The sequence below is a fragment of the Sphingomonas sp. BRN-1R genome (assembly GCF_057748035.1).
Genome location: NZ_CM173236.1, coordinates 4,191,896 through 4,210,619 on the forward strand (window position 1 = coordinate 4,191,896; position 18,724 = coordinate 4,210,619).

Genomic DNA, 18,724 nt, shown 5'->3' on the forward strand with positions numbered 1-18,724 from the left:
GGGAAAGCGCCGCCCTTCGACAAGCGGCGGGTGATGCGATACGGGGTGGTGATGACTGCCAAGCTCATCCTCGGCCTCGAATCGAGTTGCGACGAAACCGCCGCGTCGCTCGTCACGTCGGACCGGCGCGTGCTGTCGCACCGGCTGGCGGGTCAAGAGGCGGCGCACCGGCCCTTTGGCGGCGTCGTTCCCGAAATCGCCGCGCGCGCGCATGTCGAGGCGCTGATCCCGCTGGTCGAGGGCGCGCTCGCCGATGCCGGCGTATCGCTCGCCGATGTCGATGCGGTGGCGGCCACCGCCGGGCCGGGGCTGATCGGCGGGGTGATGGTCGGGCTCGTCACCGGCAAGGCGCTGGCGCATGCGGCGGGCAAGCCGCTGGTCGCGGTCAACCATCTTGAAGGCCATGCGCTGTCGCCCCGTCTGGCCGATCCCGATCTCGACTTTCCCTATCTGCTGCTGCTCGTCTCGGGCGGGCATTGCCAGTTGCTGCTGGTCGAAGGCGTCGCGCGCTATCGGCGGCTCGCCACCACGATCGACGATGCGGCGGGCGAGGCGTTCGACAAGACCGCCAAGATCCTCGGGCTGGGCTTCCCCGGCGGCCCTGCGGTCGAGCGTGCCGCCGCGCTCGGCAATCCCAAGGCGGTGCCGCTGCCGCGCCCTCTGAAGGGTGCAGCCGAGCCGCATTTCTCCTTCGCCGGGCTGAAAAGCGCGGTGGTACGCGCACACGATTCGGGCCGGTGGTCGCCGGAGGACATCGCCGCCTCGTTCCAGGCGGCGGTGGTCGATTGCCTGATCGACCGCACCGCCAAGGCGCTGCACCGCGCGGAGGATGCCACCGCCCTGGTGGTTGCCGGCGGCGTCGCCGCCAACGGCGCGGTGCGCTCCGCCTTGCAGGATCTGGCGAGCGCCAACGCCTTGCGCTTCGTCGCACCGCCCTTGTGGCTATGCACCGACAATGCCGCGATGATCGCCTGGGCCGGCGCGGAGCGGTTCGCCGCTAGGCTCACCGATCCGCTCGACATGCCCGCGCGCCCGCGCTGGCCGCTCGATCCGGGCGCGGAGGCGGTGCGCGGTGCGGGGGTGAAGGCATGAGGTGCGCGCTTGGCGGCTTTGTCGTCGCCCTCGCGGTCACATCGCCCGCCATTGCCAGCGCGCCGCCGTCCTGCGTGGCGCTCGGCTCGCTGCTCTCCCCGCAGTCGTTCGCGAGATATCCGGCGGTGGTGGCGCGTGGCCCTTGGCGCGCGCCCGACGTGCGCGACGGCGAGGCACGATCGTATCGGACGATGCTGCGCGCCGAGGGGCAGACAGCCCCCGATTTCGCGGGACGGATCAAAGTGGTGCGGCTTGGCTGCGGCGCTGGCGCGATCTGCCCGGCGCTGGTGGATCGGCTCACCGGCCGCGTCGGCTTCGCGCCGCACCTGCGCGTGGTGAGCTGGCTACCGGGCGATGGCGGCGGCGCCGATCGGCGGCTGACCTACCGCTCCGACAGTCGCTTGCTGGTCGTCGTCGGCCAGCGCAACGAACAACCGCAAACCGCGGGTGCGAGCCTGTACGAATGGCGCGATCGTGGAGTGCGGCTGCTCCGGTTCGTGCCGCAACATCGACTGTGCGGCCAGGGAGGCAAGCGATGAAGATCGGCGTGATCGGCGGCGGCGCATGGGGCACCGCGCTCGCGCAGGTGATGGCGCAGGGTGGGCACGCCGTGCGGATCTGGGCGCGCGAGCCCGAGGTGGTCGCCGCGATCAACGGCGTCCGCGAGAACCCGTTGTTCCTCCCGGGCGTCACGCTGTCGTCGGCCATCGAGGCGGGGGGTGATCTGGCGTGGGTGGCCGAAGCCGAGCTCACCCTCGTCGTCGCGCCCGCGCAGCATACCCGCGCGGTGCTGCGCGATCTGCCCAGGCACGGACAGCCGCTGCTGCTGTGTTCGAAAGGGATCGAGGCGGGCAGCCACAAGCTGCTCAGCGAAGTTGCCGCCGAGGAGCATCCGCGCTCCGCGATCGGCGTGCTGTCCGGCCCGACCTTCGCGGGCGAAGTCGCGCGTGGGCTCCCCACCGCCGTCACGGTGGCGATGGAGTCGCCGGTAGCCGCCGAGGCGATGGCGGAGGCGCTCGCGCTGCCGAGCTTCCGCACCTATGCCTCGGACGACGTGATCGGCGCGGAGATCGGCGGTGCGGTCAAGAACGTGCTCGCCATCGCCTGCGGCGTGGTCGAGGGCGCGGGGCTCGGGCAGAACGCGCGCGCCGCGCTGATCGCGCGCGGCTTTGCCGAGATGACCCGCTTCGGGCTGGCGCGCGGCGCCCGCGCGGAGACGCTCGCCGGCCTGTCGGGGCTCGGCGATCTGGTGCTGACCTGTTCCTCCACCAGCAGCCGCAACTTCTCGCTCGGGCTCGGGCTTGGGCAAGGCCGCTCGGCGACCGAATTGATGGCGGATCGCCGCACCGTCGCGGAGGGCGCGTTCACCGCGCCGGTGCTGTGCGCGGCGGCGGCGGCGGCGGGCGTCGACATGCCGGTCGCGCGTGCGGTGGCGGCTTTGCTGGAAGGCGCGGCGGTCGATGCGGTGGTCGGCGCGCTGCTCACCCGGCCGCTCACGCGCGAACACGGCTGACGAAACCGCTTGCCATCGGCCCGCGTTCCGCCTCCCTTAGGGTGCGAACGGGGGAATGATGTCTCAGGCAACACGGATTCTGCTGTCGCTGGTGAGCGGGCTGCTGATCGGCATCGCTCTGGTCGCGGTCGATCGCACGGTCGCGCTCGGCGTGATCGAGGTGACGCAGCCGATTGGGCTCGCCTGGCTGCACGGCCTTCAGATGGTGATCGTGCCGCTGATCGTCGGGCTGCTGGTAACGGGCGTCGGCGCGGCGGCGGATGCGGCGCGCGCGGGCAAGCTCGCTTTGCGCGCGGTGCTGACGATGGTCGTCATCCTGTGGACGACCACGATCATGTCGGCGATCGTCACGCCGCTGCTGCTCGATCTCTGGCCGCTGCCGCCTGCGTGGTCGGCGGCGTTGCGCAAGGGGCTGACCGGCGCGCAGCCGGTCGGCACGGTGCCGACTTTGGGCCAGTTCTTCGAAACGATCGTGCCGTCGAACATCGTCAGCGCGGCGGCAAGCGATTCGTTCCTGCCGCTCACCATCTTCGCGCTGGCGCTCGCCTTCGCGATCACGCAGCTCGCGCCCGAACCGCGCGAGCGCCTCACCGCATGGTTCGGCGCGATCACAGATGCGTTGCTCATCATCATCCGCTGGGTGCTAAAACTCGCGCCGATCGGAGTCGGCGCGCTCGCTTACGGGGTTGGCGCGCGCACCGGCGCGGCGGCGTTCGGCGCGTTGCTCCATTACATCGTCATCGTCTCGTCGCTCGGGTTCATCGTGCTGCTGCTGGCCTATCCGGTCGCGGCTGTGTTCGGCCGGGTCTCGATCGTGCGGTTCGCGCGCGCGGTCGCGCCGGCGCAGGCGGTGGCGATCTCGACGCAATCCTCGCTCGCCAGCCTGCCGACCATGCTGGCGGCGAGCGAGTCGCTCGGCGCCGCTCCTGCCGCCGCCGGTATCGTGCTGCCGATCGCGGTGGCGATCTTCCGCGCGACCAGCCCGGCGATGAACCTCGCGGTCGCACTCTATGTCGCGCACTGGCTTGGCGTGGCGATCGGGCCGGGCGCGCTCGCCGCCGGTGTCTGCACCGCAGCGATCACGACGATGGGCGCGGTCAGTCTGCCGGGCACGATCACCTATTTCTCGTCGGTCGCGCCGGTGGCGATCGCGATGGGGGTGCCGATCGAGGCGCTCGGCCTGCTGATCGCGGTCGAAACGATCCCCGACCTGTTCCGCACGGTCGGCAACGTGACGATGGACGTGGCGATCACGGTCGGGTTGGGGAAAAGGGTGGAGCCGGAGGACAAGCCTTCAACCCTCTCTTCCGCCGTTCGTGCCGAGTAGCGACCGAGTAGGCGGGGCCGTATCGAGGGCGTGTATCGAGGCATCGCTGTCGCGCGGGGCTTGTCCTTCGATACACTGCCTCGATACGCCAACTGCGTCGGCTACTCGGCAGTTACTCAGGACGAACGAAGAAAGGCGTCAGAACGCCGGCTCGGGCGTGCGCTCGACGTTCAGCTTGTCCGCCACGTAGCGCTGGCCGTTCTCGCCCTTGAAGATCTCGAACGCCTCGGTCGCCTCGAACAAGGCGGGGAAGTTCTTGCAGCCGTAGTTGCGCGGGTCGATAGGGGCCTGCCGCTTGGCGGTGCTGCCCGCCGCCGACATGGATGCCCAGCCGTCGTCATACGCCGCCGCCTCGACCGCGCCGCGCAGCAGCGCGATCAGCTTGGCATCCTTGGCGTTAGGCTTGGGTTCCGCTGGCGCATCGACGGTCTTCGTGGATGCCTTCTTGCCCGCTTTGGCTTTCGGCGCGGGGTCCGTGACACGCTCCTTGGCGGCGCTGCCCTCCAGCGTGTCGAGATACAGGAAGGTGGTGCAGGCGTTGACAAACGGCGACGGCGTCTTGCGCTCGCCAAAGCCGTACACGTCGTGGCCATTGGCCTTCAACTGCATCACCAGCGGGGTGAAATCGGCGTCGCTCGACGCGATGCAGAACGCGTCGGGCTTCTGCGTGTAGAGCAATTCCATCGCATCGATCACCAGCGCGATATCGGTGGCGTTCTTGCCCGCCGAATAGCTGAACTGCTGGATCGGGCGGACCGCATAGTCGTGGAGTTTATCGCGCCAGCCCTTCAGCCCAGGGCTGCCCCAGTCGCCATAGGCGCGGCGGATATTGGCGGTGCCATATTTCGACAGCTCCGACAGCATCGCGGCGATGTTGGCGTGCGACACGTTGTCGGCGTCGATCAGCAGCGCGATGCGGCGATCGGGGCCGGGCGTGGCGGGCTGGTCCTGGTTCAAAACACTGTCCTTTGGTTGACCGGCGCGGGGCGAGGCCCCAAGCGTCGCGGCGATGTCTTTGCGCCCTCATAACAACAAAGTGCGCAGCGCGCGCCTGCCGATCCTTGCGCTCGCGCTGCTCGCACCGGGCGTTGCGGCAGCGCAGGCGACCGACCCCACCACCGGCGACATCGTCGTGCTCGGGCGCGGGCTCGATCTGCCACCGGGGACGCCCGCCTATGGATCGGTGGTGATCGACCGCCAGCGGCTGACCAACGACGCATCGGGTCGAGTCGAGGACGTGCTGCTCGACGTCGCGGGCTTTCAGCAGTTCCGCCGTTCGGACAGCCGATCCTCGAACCCCTCCAATCAGGGCGCAACGCTGCGCGCGCTCGGCGGCAATGCGTCGAGCCGAACGCTGATCCTGCTCGACGGCGTGCCGATCGCCGATCCGTTCTTCGGCTACATCCCGTTTAGCGCGCTGGTGCCTGATCGGCTGGGGGGCGTGCGGGTGACGCGTGGCGGCGGATCGGGCCCGTTCGGTGCGGGCGCGGTGGCGGGCACGATCGAGATGACCAGCGCGGGCCGCGCCGATCTGCCCGTGCTGTCGGGACAAGCGCTGTACGGCAGCCGTGATGCGCAACAGGTGAGCGCCACGCTCGCACCGTCGGTTAGCGGCGGTTTCGTCGCACTGTCGGGTCAGTTCGAACGCGGCGATGGCTTCCAGACCACGCCCGAGGATCAGCGCACCCCCGCGACCGTGCCCGCGCGCTACCGCGACTGGTCGACGGGCTTGCGCGCGGTGGCGCCGCTCGGGCCAAACACCGAGGTGCAGTTCCGCGGATTGCTGTTCGGCGACAACCGCACCTTGCGCTTCGCCGGCGCCGATTCGAGTTCGAGCGGAGAGGACGCCAGCGTCCGACTGGTTTCGCGCGGGGACTGGCAGGTCGATGCGCTCGCTTATGTGCAGGCGCGCAACTTCACCAACAAGGTGATCTCCTCTTCCACCTTCAAGCTCACGCTCGACCAGCGCGACACGCCCTCGACCGGGGTTGGCGGCAAGATCGAGTTGCGCCCGCCGGTGGGCGGCGCGCATGTGCTGCGCGTCGGCGGCGACTTCCGCCTCGCCGACGGGCAGTTGTTCGAGGACGCTTACGGCGCGGCCGGCACCGTCACCGCGCGTCGCAACGCGGGCGGCAACACCAGCGTGGCGGGGCTGTTCGTCGAGGACGACTGGACGATCGGACGATTGGTGCTGACCGGCGGCGGGCGGGTCGATCGCTGGACGATCACCGACGGTTTCTTCCGCCAGCGCGATGCCAGCGGCGTGTTGACCACCGACACCCGCTACCCCGACCGCAACGGCACCGAGGCGACCGGGCGCGCGGGCGCGTTGCTCAAACTCGGCGCGGTCGATCTGCGCGTGGCGGGCTATACCGGCTTCCGCCTGCCGACGCTCAACGAACTGTACCGGCCGTTCACCGTGTTCCCGGTGACGACGCAGGCCAACGCCAATCTCAGGCCCGAGCGGTTGCGCGGCGTGGAAGGCGGCCTCGACGCGCACCCGCTGCCCGGCGTGACGCTGAGTCTCACCGGCTTCTACAACCGGCTCGAGGATGCGATCGCCAACCTGACGATCACGACCAACCTGCGCGTGCGCGGCAACGTCAACGCGATCGCCGCCAAGGGGCTGGAGGCGACCGGCGACTGGAAGCTCGGCGCGGTCGATCTCTCCGCCAGTTACGCGTTCAGCGACAGCAAGGTCGATGCGCCCGGCATGGCATTCGACGGGCTTATCCCCGCGCAGAGCCCGCGCCACACCGCGAGCGGCACCTTGGCGTGGGCGCCGCACCTCGGCCGCGCGGCCGGCGTCATCGCCTCGCTGACGGCGCGTTATGTCGGCCGGCAATATGAGGACGATCTCCAGACCGACGTGCTGCGCGCGGCGACCACGCTCGACGCGTTCGTGAAGCTACCGGTGCACAAGAATGTCGCGGTGATCGCGCGCGCGGAAAACCTGTTCGACGCGTCCGTGGTGACGCGCAATCAGGCGGGATCGATGGATCTGGGTACGCCACGCACCTTGTGGATCGGGGTGCGGTTCGGCGGGTAGCGGGTAAAGGCTGGGTACAGCAGCCTCACCCTCCGTCGCTTCGCTCCTCCCTCCCTCTCCCATCGGGAGAGGGAAGGGGCCCGCCCGGCGCAGCGGGGTGGGAAGGGTGAGGGCGAGCGGAGGGGTGCCTCACCCCTTCGCCGCGTTCCTCCGACGCGTATCCCAGCCCTTGCGCGCCGCCGCCGACCTTTGCTCCGCTGACCGGGACTTGTGCGCGCGGCCCCCACGTGACGACGACACATGCGTATCAGGCTTGCCGCGCCCCGAGCCGGATTTGTTGCCGCCGCCCGATTCCTCGTTCACCGTCGCCCAGGCGCGCGCCTCGGCTTCCTTCTCGGGCACGCCGCGATCCTCATAGCCTTGTTCGATATGCGCAGCCTTGCGCTTCTGCTTGTCGGTGTAGGCCTGCTTGTCACCACGCGGCATGATGCTCTCCCTTGCGTGCCGCGATAACGCGCTACGCCGTGCCAAGCTCCACACCCTGCCCCAGCGTCGCGACCAGCGCCTTGAGATCGCCCGCCTCCGCCTCGCCCGGCGCCCAGCGGCCTGCGTAGAAAGCGATCAGCCGGTTGACGAAATCAAGCTTGAGCACGACGCCGGGCGAGAGCCGGAACGGGTAGAGATCGGGCTGGCCCATGCTGCGGTTGATCTCGTTGATCGCGAAGGCGAACGGGATCCAGCGCCCGGTCAGCGTCGCGGTGTCGGCGGTGTAGGGATCGAAGTCGATCACGCTGTCGGGCGTGCCCGGCGCGGCGGCAGGCATCGGATCGAGCCGCGTGCCGAACCCGCCGATCGTCGCCAGCGTGTCGACGATGTGCGAATGGTGGGCGAAGGTCTCGGCGAAATCCTCCCACGGATGCATCGTCGCATAGGCGGAGACGTAATGGTCCTCCCAGCCGGCGCGCGGCGGGGTGGCGTAATGGCTTTGCAGCGCCGCCTGATAATCGGCGCGCTCGTCGCCGAACAAGGTGCGGAACGGGATCAGGTCCGGCCCGAACGCGACCAGCCGCGACCAGAAGTAATGGCCGATCTCATGGCGGAAATGCCCGACCAACGTGCGGTACGGCTCACCCATCTCGCGACGAATGCGCTCGCGCTGCGCATCGTCCGCCTCGATCAGGTTAAGCGTGATGAGCCCGTCCTCGTGGCCGGTGAAGTGCTGCGGGGCATAGCCCTGTTCGGCGGCGGGATCGTAGAGGAAGTCGAAGGCGAGGCCGTGGACGTTCTGCGCCTTGGTTTCAAGCGTGAGGCCGAGCCGCATCAGCCCGTGCAGCACGCGCCGTTTGGCATCCTCGATCCGGGTCCAGCGTTCGAGCACGCCGGGCACGGCGAGATCGGGGATGGTGCGGTTGTGCCGGCACGCCAGACACATCGTCTGCGGATCGTCGGTGCCGACTACCCAGTTGCACACGCCGTACCGCGTGTTCGCGCACGGCCGCACCGGCACGGCCGCGCCCGCCGCATCGCGCCACGCGCCGCCGCCGCCCTGCACGTCGAGGTGCAGGAACGCGCTCGCGCCGGGTTCGAAACCGAGCGCGTGCGCGCAACTCGGGCAGACGCGCGTCTCGAAGTGGAGAAGCTGGCGGCAATTCGGGCAGGAATAGGCGGCCATGCTGTCTCCGGAACACTCTCATCGCTCAACGCGGGCTTCGCATCGCAAGTTTCGTGCGCAATCGGGGGCGACACAATTTAGATGTTGCATAGCAGCATCGCATGCCGTCTGTTCACGCATATGCTCAAAGCCGGTCTGCATCACCTTACCGCCTACAAGTACAGCCGGCCGATCCGGCTTGGGCCACAGGTGATCCGGCTGCGACCCGCGCCGCACAGCCGCACCCGGGTGCCGAACTACGCGCTGAAGATCGAGCCGGCCGGGCATTTCATCAACTGGCAGCAGGACCCGCACGCAAACTGGGTCGCGCGCGTCGTCTTCCCCGATCCCGTCGACCGTTTTTCGATTGCAGTCGATCTGCTCGCCGATCTTGACGTCATCAACCCGTTCGACTTCTTCGTCGAGGACTATGCGGAAAACTATCCGTTCGCCTATGACGACGCGCTGCGGGTCGATCTCGCCGCCTATTTCGACCTCGAACCGCAAGGCGCGCTGTTCGAGGCGCTGGTCGCGCAACACGCGCAGCACACTGGCCGCACGATCGACTTCCTTGTCGAACTCAACGCCGACATCCAGCAGCGGATCGGCTATGTCATCCGCATGGAAAGCGGCGTGCAGACGCCCGAGGAATCGCTCGACGTCGGTCAGGGGTCGTGCCGCGACAGCGCGTGGCTGCTCGTGCAACTGTTGCGCCGGCTCGGCTTCGCGGCGCGGTTCGTGTCGGGCTATTCGATACAGCTTGTCGCCGATGTCGAGCCGGTCGAGGGGCCGAAGGGCGTCACGCAGGACGTGGTCGATCTCCACGCCTGGGCCGAGGTCTATATTCCCGGCGCCGGCTGGATCGGGCTCGATGCGACTTCGGGCATGTTCGCGGGCGAGGGGCACATCCCGCTGTGCGCGACCCCGCATTACCGCTCAGCCGCGCCGATCACCGGCATGGCCGAACCCGCCGAGGTCGATTTCCATTTCGAGATGAGCGTCTCGCGCATTGCCGAGGCGGTGCGGATCACCCGGCCCTTCACCGACGATCGCTGGGCGGCGCTCGATGCGCTGGGCGAGCGGGTCGATGCCGATCTCGCCGCGCAGGACGTGCGGTTGACGATCGGCGGCGAGCCGACCTTCGTCGCGGCGGGCGGCTCTTCGGCGGGGGAGTGGAACGGCGACGCGGTCGGACCGACCAAGGCTGCTTACGCCGACAAACTCATCCGCGAACTGCGCGACACGTTCGCGCCCGGCGGGCTGCTCCACCACGGGCAGGGTAAATGGTATCCAGGCGAGACGCTGCCGCGCTGGGCCTATGCCGCCTATTGGCGCGCGGACGGCGTGCCCGTCTGGCATGACGCCGCGCTGATCGCGCGCGAGGAGCCGGGCGATCTGCCGCCAGTGACGCTCGACATGGCCGAGCGTTTCCTCGATCTGATCGCGCAGGGGCTGGGCTTGCCCGACGGCCATGTCGTTCCCGCCTATGAGGATCCCGCCACCTGGTCGCTCAAGGAAGCCGAGCTGCCGGTCAACACCAGCCCGGACGACCCCAAGATTGACGACGCCGAGGCGCGCAACCGCATGGTGCGTGCGTTCGAGCGCGGGCTGTCGACGCCGGTCGGCTACGTGCTGCCCGTCCAGAAATGGCAGACCAAGCAGCAGGGAAGCTGGTTGACCGAACACTGGACGCTGCGGCGCGGCAAGCTGTTCACCGTGCCCGGCGACAGCGCGCTCGGCTACCGGCTGCCGCTCGGCTCGCTGCCGTACGTACCGCCGTCGGACTATCCCTATATCAACCCACGCGACACCAGCGAGCCGCGCGAGCCGCTGCCCGATGTGCGCGCGCAGCGTGTGGACGTGGAGTCGACGCCTGCCCCCGCCACCGAACAGCGCATCACCGAGCGCGCGCCCCTCTCGGGTGTACAGCCGCAGGAGAGGGTCGAGCAGGAAATCTCCGACAATGCGGTGCGCACCGCCATCACAGTCGAGCCGCGCGGCCATTTCCTGTCGGTGTTCGTGCCGCCGGTGCGCGCGCTGGAGGATTATCTCGAACTCATCGCCGAGATCGAGGCCGCCGCTGCCCGACTCGGCGCGCCGGTGCGGATCGAGGGTTATCCGCCGCCGACCGACCCGCGCCTCAAGGTGCTCAAGGTCACGCCCGATCCCGGCGTGGTCGAGGTGAACGTCCACCCCGCCGCAAGCTGGGCCGAGACGCGCGCGATCACCGAGACCCTGTACGACATCGCCCGGTGTAACGGCATGACGGCGGACAAGTTCATGCTCGACGGCCGCGCGATCGGCACCGGCGGCGGCAATCATATCGTGCTGGGCGGTCCGTCGCTGTACGATTCGCCGTTCGTGCGCCGGCCCGATTTGCTCAAGAGCTTCGTGCTCTACTGGCAGCGGCATCCCGCGCTCAGCTATCTGTTCTCCGGCCTGTTCATCGGCCCGACCAGCCAGGCGCCGCGCATCGACGAGGCGCGCCACGACGGGCTTTACGAGCTGGAGATCGCGCTCGCGCAGGTGCCGGGGCCAGTCGCCGGCGAACAGCCGCCGGCGTGGATCGTCGACCGCCTGTTCCGCAACCTGCTGGTCGACGTGACCGGCAACACGCACCGCACCGAAATCTGCATCGACAAGTTCTTCTCGCCAGACGGACCGACCGGGCGGCTCGGGCTGGTCGAATTTCGCGGCTTCGAGATGCCGCCAGACGCGCGCATGAGCCTCGCGCAACAACTCATCCTGCGCGCGCTGACCGCGTGGTTCTGGCGCGAGCCGCAGCATGGGCTCCTCACCCGCTGGGGCACCGCGCTGCACGATCGTTTCATGCTGCCGCACTTCGTGTGGGCGGATTTCCTCGACGTGCTCGGCGACCTTGCCCGCGCGGGCTATGCGTTCGATCCGGCGTGGTTCGAGGCGCAGCGCCAGTTCCGCTTTCCGGTGCACGGCGCGGTCGATGCCGGTGGGGTCGCGCTGGAGATCAGCCATGCGCTCGAACCGTGGCATGTGCTGGGCGAGACCGGCGCGATCGGCGGCACGGTGCGCTATGTCGACAGCTCGACCGAGCGGTTGCAGGTCAAGGCAAGCAACCTCACGGCGGGGCGGCACGTGCTGACCTGCAACGGCCGGCGTATCCCGATGGTCGCGACCGGCGTACCGGGCGAGGTGGTCGGCGGGGTGCGCTACAAGGCTTGGGCACCGGCGGACTGCCTCCACCCGCGCCTGCCCGTCAACGCGCCGCTCACCTTCGACGTGATCGATACGTGGAGCGGCCGGTCGCTCGGCGGCTGCGTCTATCACGTCGCGCATCCGGGCGGGCGCAATTACGACGAGGTGCCGGTCAACGCCTATGAAGCGGAGGCGCGCCGCAAAGCGCGCTTCCAGGATTACGGCCACACTCCCGGCCTGGTGCCGGTGCCACCCGAGGAACTGCCGACCGAGTTCCCGCTGACGCTCGATCTCAGGCGGCCGGCGGGGCTGCGTTAGCGCGGTATCTCGTCACCCCAGCGAAAGCTGGGGTCTTTTGAGGCGGGCGTCACCTCCGCCCCGGGGAGACCCCAGCTTTCGCTGGGGTGACGGGGGGGGGAGCGTTGTGATCAACATCGTCGCCCCGGCGCAGGCCGGGGCCGCTGCGTGTGCGGGCGAGACGTTTGCCCGAAGCAACACAGCGGCCCCGGCCTGCGCCGGGGCGACGATCTGTTACACCAGTTCCAGCGCCACCGCCGTCGCTTCGCCGCCGCCGATGCACAGGCTCGCGACGCCCTTCTTCAGCCCGCGCGCCTCGAGCGCCGCGAGCAAGGTCGCCATGATCCGCGCGCCCGATGCGCCAATCGGATGGCCGAGCGCGGTCGCGCCGCCGTTGACGTTGAGCTTCTCGATCGGGATCTCCAGATCGCGCGCCGCGATCATCGCCACCACCGCGAACGCCTCGTTGACCTCGAACAGATCGACCTCGCCGACGGTCCAGCCCGCCTTGGCGAGCACCTTGCGGATCGCGGGCACCGGCGCGGTGGTGAACTTGGCGGGCGCATGGGCGTGCGCGGCGGTGGCAACGACGCGGGCGACCACCGGCAGCCCCAGCTTCTCCGCCACGCTCTGCCGCGTCATCACCAGCGCGGCCGCGCCGTCCGAAATCGAGGAAGCGTTCGCCGCCGTCACCGTGCCGTCCTTGACGAAGGCGGGCTTGAGCGACGGGATCTTCTCCGGCTTGGCCTTGCCGGGCTGCTCGTCGGTGGCGATTACCGTATCACCGCCGCGCCCTCTGACGGTGACGGGCGCGATCTCGCGCTCGAACGCGCCGCTCGCGATCGCGTCCGTGGCGCGGGCGAGCGAACGCAGCGCGTATTCGTCCTGATCGGCGCGGGTGAACTGATAATCGCGCACCGCATCCTCGGCGAACACGCCCATCGCCTTGCCGGGCTCATAGGCGTCTTCCAGCCCGTCCATCGCCATCGTGTCGATGATGACGTCGTGGCCGAAGCGCGCTCCGCCGCGATGCTTGGGCAGCGCATAGGGCGCGTTGGTCATGCTCTCCATGCCGCCCGCGATCGCCACGTCGATCGATCCCGCAGCGAGCGCATCATAGGCCATGATGGCGGCCTGCATGCCCGATCCACACATCTTGTTGATCGTCGTCGCCTCGACCGAGATCGGCAGCCCCGCGCCGATCGCCGCCTGCCGCGCGGGCGCTTGGCCCAAGCCAGCGGGCAACACGCAACCCATGTAGATGCGCTCGACCAAATCGGGATTCACGCCTGCGCGCTCCACCGCGGCGGCGACCGCGACCGCGCCGAGTCCGGTCGCCTTGAGCGGGGTGAGCGCGCCTTGGAATGCGCCCATCGGCGTGCGGGCATAGCTGGCGATGACGACGGGATCAGTGGCGGGATCGGACATCATTCTCTCCTTAAAGCGCCAGAAACCTACAAGGCTCGCGCGATCACCATCCGCTGGATATCGGAGGTGCCCTCGTAAATCTGACAGACGCGGACATCGCGGTAGATTTTCGCGACGCCGAACTCTTCGAGATAGCCATAGCCGCCGAGCGTCTGGATCGCGCCCGACACGACCGTCTCGGCGGTTTCCGACGCCACGAGCTTGGCCATAGACGCTTCCTTGAGGCACGGCACGCCGCCGTCCTTGAGGCTGGCGGCATGGAGCACGAGCTGCTTGGCCGCTTCCAGCTTGGCGGCGAGATCGGCCAGTCGGAAACCGACCGCCTGATGGCTGAGGATCGGCTGGCCGAAGCTTTTGCGATCCTTGGCGTAAGCGACCGCGATATCGAGCGCCGCCTGCGCCATGCCGATACACTGTGCGGCGATGCCGATCCGCCCGACTTCGAGGTTGGACAAAGCGATGCCATAGCCCGCGCCTTCCGCACCGAGCCGCAGATCGTCGGGCACGAACACGTCGTCGAAGCGGATCGCACAGGTGTCCGACGCGGCCTGCCCCAGTTTGTGTTCGACCTTGTCGACGCTGTAGCCGGGCGAATGGGTCGGCACGATGAAGCCCGACAGGCCACGCTTGCCGGCGGCGGGATCGGTGACGGCATAGACGATGGCGATGCCGGCGATCGCGCCCGAGGTGATGAACTGCTTGGCGCCGGTGAGCCGATAGCCGCCCTCGACCTTCTCGGCGCGCGTGCGGATCGCCGAAGCATCCGAGCCCGCATCGGTCTCGGTCAGCGCGAACGCGCCGAGCATCCGCCCGGCGATCAGATCGGGCAGGAAGCGCGCCTGTTGCTCGGGCGTACCGTCCTTGAGCAGCCCCGACACGATCAGGCTGTTCTGGATGCTGACGATGGTGGAGAGCGCCCCGTCGGCGGCGGCGATCTCGATCAGCGCGAGTGCGTAGGACACGTAGTCCGCCCCCGCGCCGCCTGCGCTCTCGGGCGCGGTCATGCCCATCAGCCCGAGCGCGGCGATCTCCTCGAACAGCGCGGACGGATAGCCTTTTGCAGCCTCGAACGCGGCGCTGTGCGGACGGATGCGGTCCTGCGCGAAGCTGCGCACCGCCTCCTGAATCGCCGCCTGTGTCTCGTTCAGAATCATGCGATTCCTACCATCCTACTCGTGAGTATATTGCATTCTGGCGAGTTTGCCGTCAAGCATGATGCCGCCTTGAACACGCCCGCATCTCCCTTCCGTACGCCTGAGCAACGCGGCGAGGAACGCGCCGCCAAGCGCCACGCGGTGTTGCGCGCGGCGGTGCAGATGTTCAACGAACGCGGCTTCCACGGCACCTCGCTCGACGATGTCGCCGCCAGCCTCGGCATCTCCAAGCCGACGATCTACCATTACCTCGGCAACAAGGATCAGGTGCTGGTCGAGTGCCTGACGATGGGGTTGCAGCAACTGATCGCGGCGACGGAAGTCGCGCATGCCACGCTCGGCACGGGACTCGACCGGTTGAGGGCGTTCCTGCGCCGCTATGCAGAGGTCAACATGGACGAATTCGGCCGCTGCGTGATCCGCACTGCCGATGAGTCGTTGAGCCCCGACGGCGCCAAACGGCTGCGCGCGATGAAACGCGAGATCGACGCGGCGATGCGCGCGCTGATCGCGGAAGGGATCGCCGACGGCTCGATCGCCGCCACCGATCCGACGTTGCTCGCTTTCACGCTGGCGGGGGCGCTCAATTGGCCGGGGCGCTGGTACGATCCGGACGGACGGCTGAGCGCGGCGCAGGTGGCGGAACAGATGGTCGAGATCCTCACCACCGGCCTCGCCCCGCGCTGATCGCCAGATGTCGTCAAGTCGCTGATCGAAACGCGCGTAGAAACCTGCTAATAGACCCGCAGCAACGCGGGGGCGTCATGAAGAAACCGTTCAATATTGTCCAGGTGTGGATCATCAAGGCGCTCACGCGCGCGCTGTTCCACAAGGTCGAGATGGCGATTACGCCCGATCAGGTCGCCGCCAACGTGCAACATCAGTTCGGTTTGATGGAGGGCGGCAAGCCCACCGAGGTCGGGCTGACGCTGTACCTGCTGTGTCTCGCACTCGGCGGACCGTTGTTCCTGCTGCTCGGCCCGGCATGGGGCGCGCGGCGGATCGCGCGGCGGCTGGAGCGCTCGCAGAACGATCTGTTGCAGGATTTCGGACGGGTTCGCGGGGTGATCTACGCCGGCTATTACGGCCACTGGCAGGGCGCCGGACAGAAGAACGTCCAGGGCCAGGAGGATAACAAGGACAATCCCGTCCTCGCGCAGATCGGCTTCACCCTGCCGTACTTCCGCAAGCGCGGGCCGGGCGAAATGCAGATCGAACCATACGACAAGCGCGACCTCAGCCACGCCGATCTGGTCGATCATGCCGATGTGCCGGAGGAGGTCGACGTCATCGTGATCGGCTCGGGCGCGGGCGGTGCGGTCGCCGCCGCCAATCTCGCGCGGCACGGGCATGACGTGCTGATCGTCGAGGCGGGCGCATTATGGGCGTCGCGCGATCTCAGCCATGAGGAGCGGCGCATGACCTCGTCGCTGTTCGTGGACGGCGCGCTGCAATCAAGCCGCGATCACGACGTCATCGTCTTTCAGGGGCATTGCGTGGGCGGATCGACCGTCATCAACAACGGCATCACGCTGCCGGTCAACCGCGAAGGCCTGACCCATCCGCAAGCGGTCGACGTGTTCGAACGCTGGGCGAGTCTGGGCGCGCCGGTCGATGTCGCGCGGTTCGAGGCGGCCTATGATGCGATCACGCGGCGGCTTTCGCTCCAGCCGATCGCGCACCGCGCCAGCCGCAACAACGGCCCGCACCTGCTGCGCGGCTGGGCGAACCACATCGCGGACAGCACCGATCCGGTCGAGCACGCGGCGCCGGCGGTGTGGTTCAGCAAGAACTTCGGCCCGCCCAACAGCCCGGCGGAGTGCGCTTACTGCGGCTATTGCAACACCGGCTGCCCCTATGGCCGCAAGCAGGGCATGGCGCAGTCCTTCCTGCTCGACGCGCGCGCGTCCGGCGCACGCATCCTCGCCGAAGCCAAGGCGGAAGCGATTCTGTGGCGCGACGACCGCGCCGACGGCCGCCACGTCGCCGATGCCGTCACCGTGAAGCTGAAAGGCGGCGGCGAGAAACGCATCCGTGCGCGCAAGGGCGTGGTGGTCGCGGCGGGCACGATGGCGTCAAGCCGCGTCTTGCAGGCGAGCGGCATCGGCCAGTCGGGCACCGGCCTTTCGTTCAACATCGCTTGTCCGGTGGTCGCGCTGATGCCCGAGGCGGTGAACTGCTGGGACGAAGACCAGATGGCGACCTATGTCGATGCGCGCGACTTCCTGCTCGAATCGCATTTTCAACCGCCGATGAGCATGTCCTCGCTGATGCCCGGCTGGATCGGCGACCATGCACAGCGGATGCGCAACTACAACCGGCTCGCCTCGGCGGGCGTGCTGATCCCCGCCGACCGGCTCGGCTGGCTGATCGACGGTGCGCTCCACCTCAAACTCGGCGAGGGCGAGCTCGCCAATCTGCGCCGCGCGCTCGCCACGCTGTCGCGCGTCCATTTCGCGGCAGGTGCGCTGGAGGTTTATCCCGCCCTCGCCCGCGGCCTGACGCTCAGGCGCGGCGAGGATATCGACGCCTTCTTCGAACGCTACGTGCGCGAACCCGACGACGTGACGCTCTCCACCTCGCACCCGCACGGCGGCAACGCGCGCAACGTGGATCCCGCCGCCGGAGTGGTCGATCTCGACTGTCGCGTGCACGGCGTGTCGAACGTCCTCGTCACCGATGCGAGCACCTTCACCAGCTGCATCCGCGTCAACGCGCAGATGACGACGATGGCGATGGCCTGGTACGCCACCGAAACCGACCCGTTCGCCTGACTTTTGCAAGAGCGCGCGGGAACAATCTTCGCCCTGTGCGTTTTTGGAAACGCAGTTCCGTCGATCGGTCCCGATCTCCCGACGGCGCCCGTCCTGGCTGGAAGCCCAAGCCGTCGGTTGCAAGATCCGCATCGACCGGCGCAGGCGCTCGCTTACGTCGCGCCGCCCGATAGGTTAGGCGATGGCGAGGCCGTAACGATTCACCGTCCGGAGACCCGCCGATGCCGCTTTCGACACCGATCACCCCTGTCATCCTGTCCGGGGGCTCGGGAACGCGGCTATGGCCGATGTCGCGGCCGGAGCGGCCCAAGCAGATGCTCGCCTTGACGGCCGAGGAGACGATGCTTCAGCTCACCGCGATGCGCGCGCGTGGCGAGCATTTCAGCGGTCCGATCGTCGTCGCCAACGCGCGCCATGCGGATATGGTCGACGAACAGCTCAGCCATATCGGCGCGGGCGCGCAGGCGGTGATCCTCGAGCCGATGGGGCGCAACACCGCGCCCGCAATCGCGCTGGCGGCACTCGCCGCCGATGGCGCAAGCCCGCTGCTGGTGATGCCCTCGGATCACGTCATCGCCGATGTCGAGGCGTTCCACGCCGCGATCCATGCCGCGATGCCGCTCGTCGACGACGGCTGGCTCATCACCTTCGGCATTTCGCCCGACGCGCCCGAGACCGGCTATGGCTGGATCAAGGTGGGCGAAGCGGTTGCCGATGGCATCCACCGTGTCGCGCATTTCGTTGAGAAGCCGCCGCGCGACAAGGCCGAGGCGATGCTCGCCGCGGGCGATCATACCTGGAACGGCGGCATCTTCCTGTTCCGCGCCGACACCTATCTCGCCGCGCTGGCGACGCATGCGCCGACGATGCTCGCCGCCTGCCAACTCGCGATGGCGAAGGCGGAGCGCGAGGGCACGCGCATCCTCCCGGATGCCGAAGCGTTCGCGGCGTCGCCCGACGTGTCGATCGACTATGCGGTGATGGAAAAGGCCGAACGCGTCGCGGTGGTGCCGGTCAGCATGGGCTGGAACGATGTCGGCAGTTGGGACGCGCTGCACGCGATCAGCGATCTCGACGCCGCGGGCAACGCGCATTCGAGCGGCGCCGCCGGTGAGGTGATCGCGATCGAGACCACCAATTGCCTGGTGCGCACCGACGGCGTGCGCGTCGCGATCGTCGGCGTGGACGACCTTATCGTGGTGGCGAGCGGCAACGACGTGCTGATCCTGCCGCGCGGCCGCAGCCAGGAGGTTAAGAAACTGATCGAGGCGATGAAAAGCCAGCAGCCGGTCGGCTGATCGTGAAATGCCCGCCGAGCAACGCTCGAC

General features: G+C 68.5%; 14 protein-coding genes. 9 read left to right on the plus strand and 5 right to left on the minus strand.

Annotated features, from left to right (window positions below; genetic code table 11):
• The first annotated feature begins 51 nt into the window (after window positions 1–51).
• From tsaD to AC3ANX_RS19660, 4 genes are read left to right on the plus strand one after another with little or no spacing between them, the layout of a single operon-like run.
• Window positions 52–1,092, plus strand: a complete 1,041-nt coding sequence (gene tsaD / locus AC3ANX_RS19645) for a tRNA (adenosine(37)-N6)-threonylcarbamoyltransferase complex transferase subunit TsaD (protein ID WP_488334900.1) — start codon at window positions 52–54, stop codon at window positions 1,090–1,092.
• Window positions 1,089–1,631, plus strand: coding sequence for a hypothetical protein (locus AC3ANX_RS19650; protein ID WP_488334901.1), 543 nt, complete (start codon window positions 1,089–1,091; stop codon window positions 1,629–1,631). Before tsaD ends, AC3ANX_RS19650 begins: the two co-directional genes overlap by 4 nt.
• On the plus strand, window positions 1,628–2,605 hold the full coding sequence (locus AC3ANX_RS19655) for an NAD(P)H-dependent glycerol-3-phosphate dehydrogenase (RefSeq protein WP_488334902.1): 978 nt from the start codon (window positions 1,628–1,630) through the stop codon (window positions 2,603–2,605). The genes AC3ANX_RS19650 and AC3ANX_RS19655 overlap by 4 nt, the downstream gene beginning before the upstream one ends.
• Window positions 2,606–2,663: 58 nt before the next feature.
• Window positions 2,664–3,932 carry a dicarboxylate/amino acid:cation symporter gene (locus AC3ANX_RS19660; RefSeq protein WP_488334903.1) on the plus strand — a complete coding sequence of 423 codons (1,269 nt, stop codon included), beginning with the start codon at window positions 2,664–2,666 and terminating at the stop codon, window positions 3,930–3,932.
• Between the two features lie 138 nt (window positions 3,933–4,070).
• Here the strand turns inward: AC3ANX_RS19660 and AC3ANX_RS19665 are convergent, their stop codons facing one another.
• Window positions 4,071–4,889 (minus strand): NYN domain-containing protein, encoded by an 819-nt coding sequence (locus tag AC3ANX_RS19665; RefSeq protein WP_488334904.1) that lies wholly within the window; start codon window positions 4,887–4,889, stop codon window positions 4,071–4,073.
• Between the two features lie 52 nt (window positions 4,890–4,941).
• Between AC3ANX_RS19665 and AC3ANX_RS19670 the strand changes: the two genes are divergently transcribed.
• Window positions 4,942–6,981: a TonB-dependent receptor plug domain-containing protein gene (locus AC3ANX_RS19670; RefSeq protein ID WP_488334905.1), complete on the plus strand. Its 2,040-nt coding sequence runs from the start codon at window positions 4,942–4,944 to the stop codon at window positions 6,979–6,981.
• Between the two features lie 129 nt (window positions 6,982–7,110).
• On the opposite strand, the gene AC3ANX_RS19675 is transcribed toward AC3ANX_RS19670, so the two are convergent.
• Window positions 7,111–7,407: a plasmid stabilization protein gene (locus AC3ANX_RS19675; RefSeq protein WP_488334906.1), complete on the minus strand. Its 297-nt coding sequence runs from the start codon at window positions 7,405–7,407 to the stop codon at window positions 7,111–7,113.
• Window positions 7,408–7,438: 31 nt separating this feature from the next.
• Window positions 7,439–8,593, minus strand: a complete 1,155-nt coding sequence (locus AC3ANX_RS19680; RefSeq protein WP_488334907.1) for a zinc-binding metallopeptidase family protein — start codon at window positions 8,591–8,593, stop codon at window positions 7,439–7,441.
• Between the two features lie 120 nt (window positions 8,594–8,713).
• Here AC3ANX_RS19680 and AC3ANX_RS19685 point away from each other — a divergent pair, with 120 nt between their 5' ends.
• A complete protein-coding gene (locus AC3ANX_RS19685; protein ID WP_488334908.1) occupies window positions 8,714–12,061 on the plus strand; it encodes a transglutaminase family protein in 3,348 nt (1,115 codons plus the stop codon).
• Between the two features lie 213 nt (window positions 12,062–12,274).
• Here AC3ANX_RS19685 and AC3ANX_RS19690 read toward each other — a convergent pair whose 3' ends face one another.
• The gene (locus tag AC3ANX_RS19690; protein WP_488334909.1) at window positions 12,275–13,468 is read right to left on the minus strand and encodes an acetyl-CoA C-acyltransferase; all 1,194 of its coding nucleotides are present in this window, start codon (window positions 13,466–13,468) and stop codon (window positions 12,275–12,277) included.
• A 26-nt stretch (window positions 13,469–13,494) separates the two neighbouring features.
• Window positions 13,495–14,622: an acyl-CoA dehydrogenase family protein gene (locus AC3ANX_RS19695; protein ID WP_488334910.1), complete on the minus strand. Its 1,128-nt coding sequence runs from the start codon at window positions 14,620–14,622 to the stop codon at window positions 13,495–13,497.
• 69 nt (window positions 14,623–14,691) lie between these two features.
• Here AC3ANX_RS19695 and AC3ANX_RS19700 point away from each other — a divergent pair, with 69 nt between their 5' ends.
• From AC3ANX_RS19700 to AC3ANX_RS19710, 3 genes are all read left to right on the plus strand, one after another.
• Complete coding sequence (locus AC3ANX_RS19700) at window positions 14,692–15,309, plus strand: TetR/AcrR family transcriptional regulator (protein WP_488334911.1); 618 nt, start codon at window positions 14,692–14,694, stop codon at window positions 15,307–15,309.
• Between the two features lie 77 nt (window positions 15,310–15,386).
• Window positions 15,387–17,396 (plus strand): GMC family oxidoreductase N-terminal domain-containing protein, encoded by a 2,010-nt coding sequence (locus AC3ANX_RS19705; protein WP_488334912.1) that lies wholly within the window; start codon window positions 15,387–15,389, stop codon window positions 17,394–17,396.
• A gap of 287 nt (window positions 17,397–17,683) precedes the next feature.
• Window positions 17,684–18,694 (plus strand): mannose-1-phosphate guanylyltransferase, encoded by a 1,011-nt coding sequence (locus AC3ANX_RS19710; protein ID WP_488337011.1) that lies wholly within the window; start codon window positions 17,684–17,686, stop codon window positions 18,692–18,694.
• Window positions 18,695–18,724 lie beyond the last annotated feature (30 nt).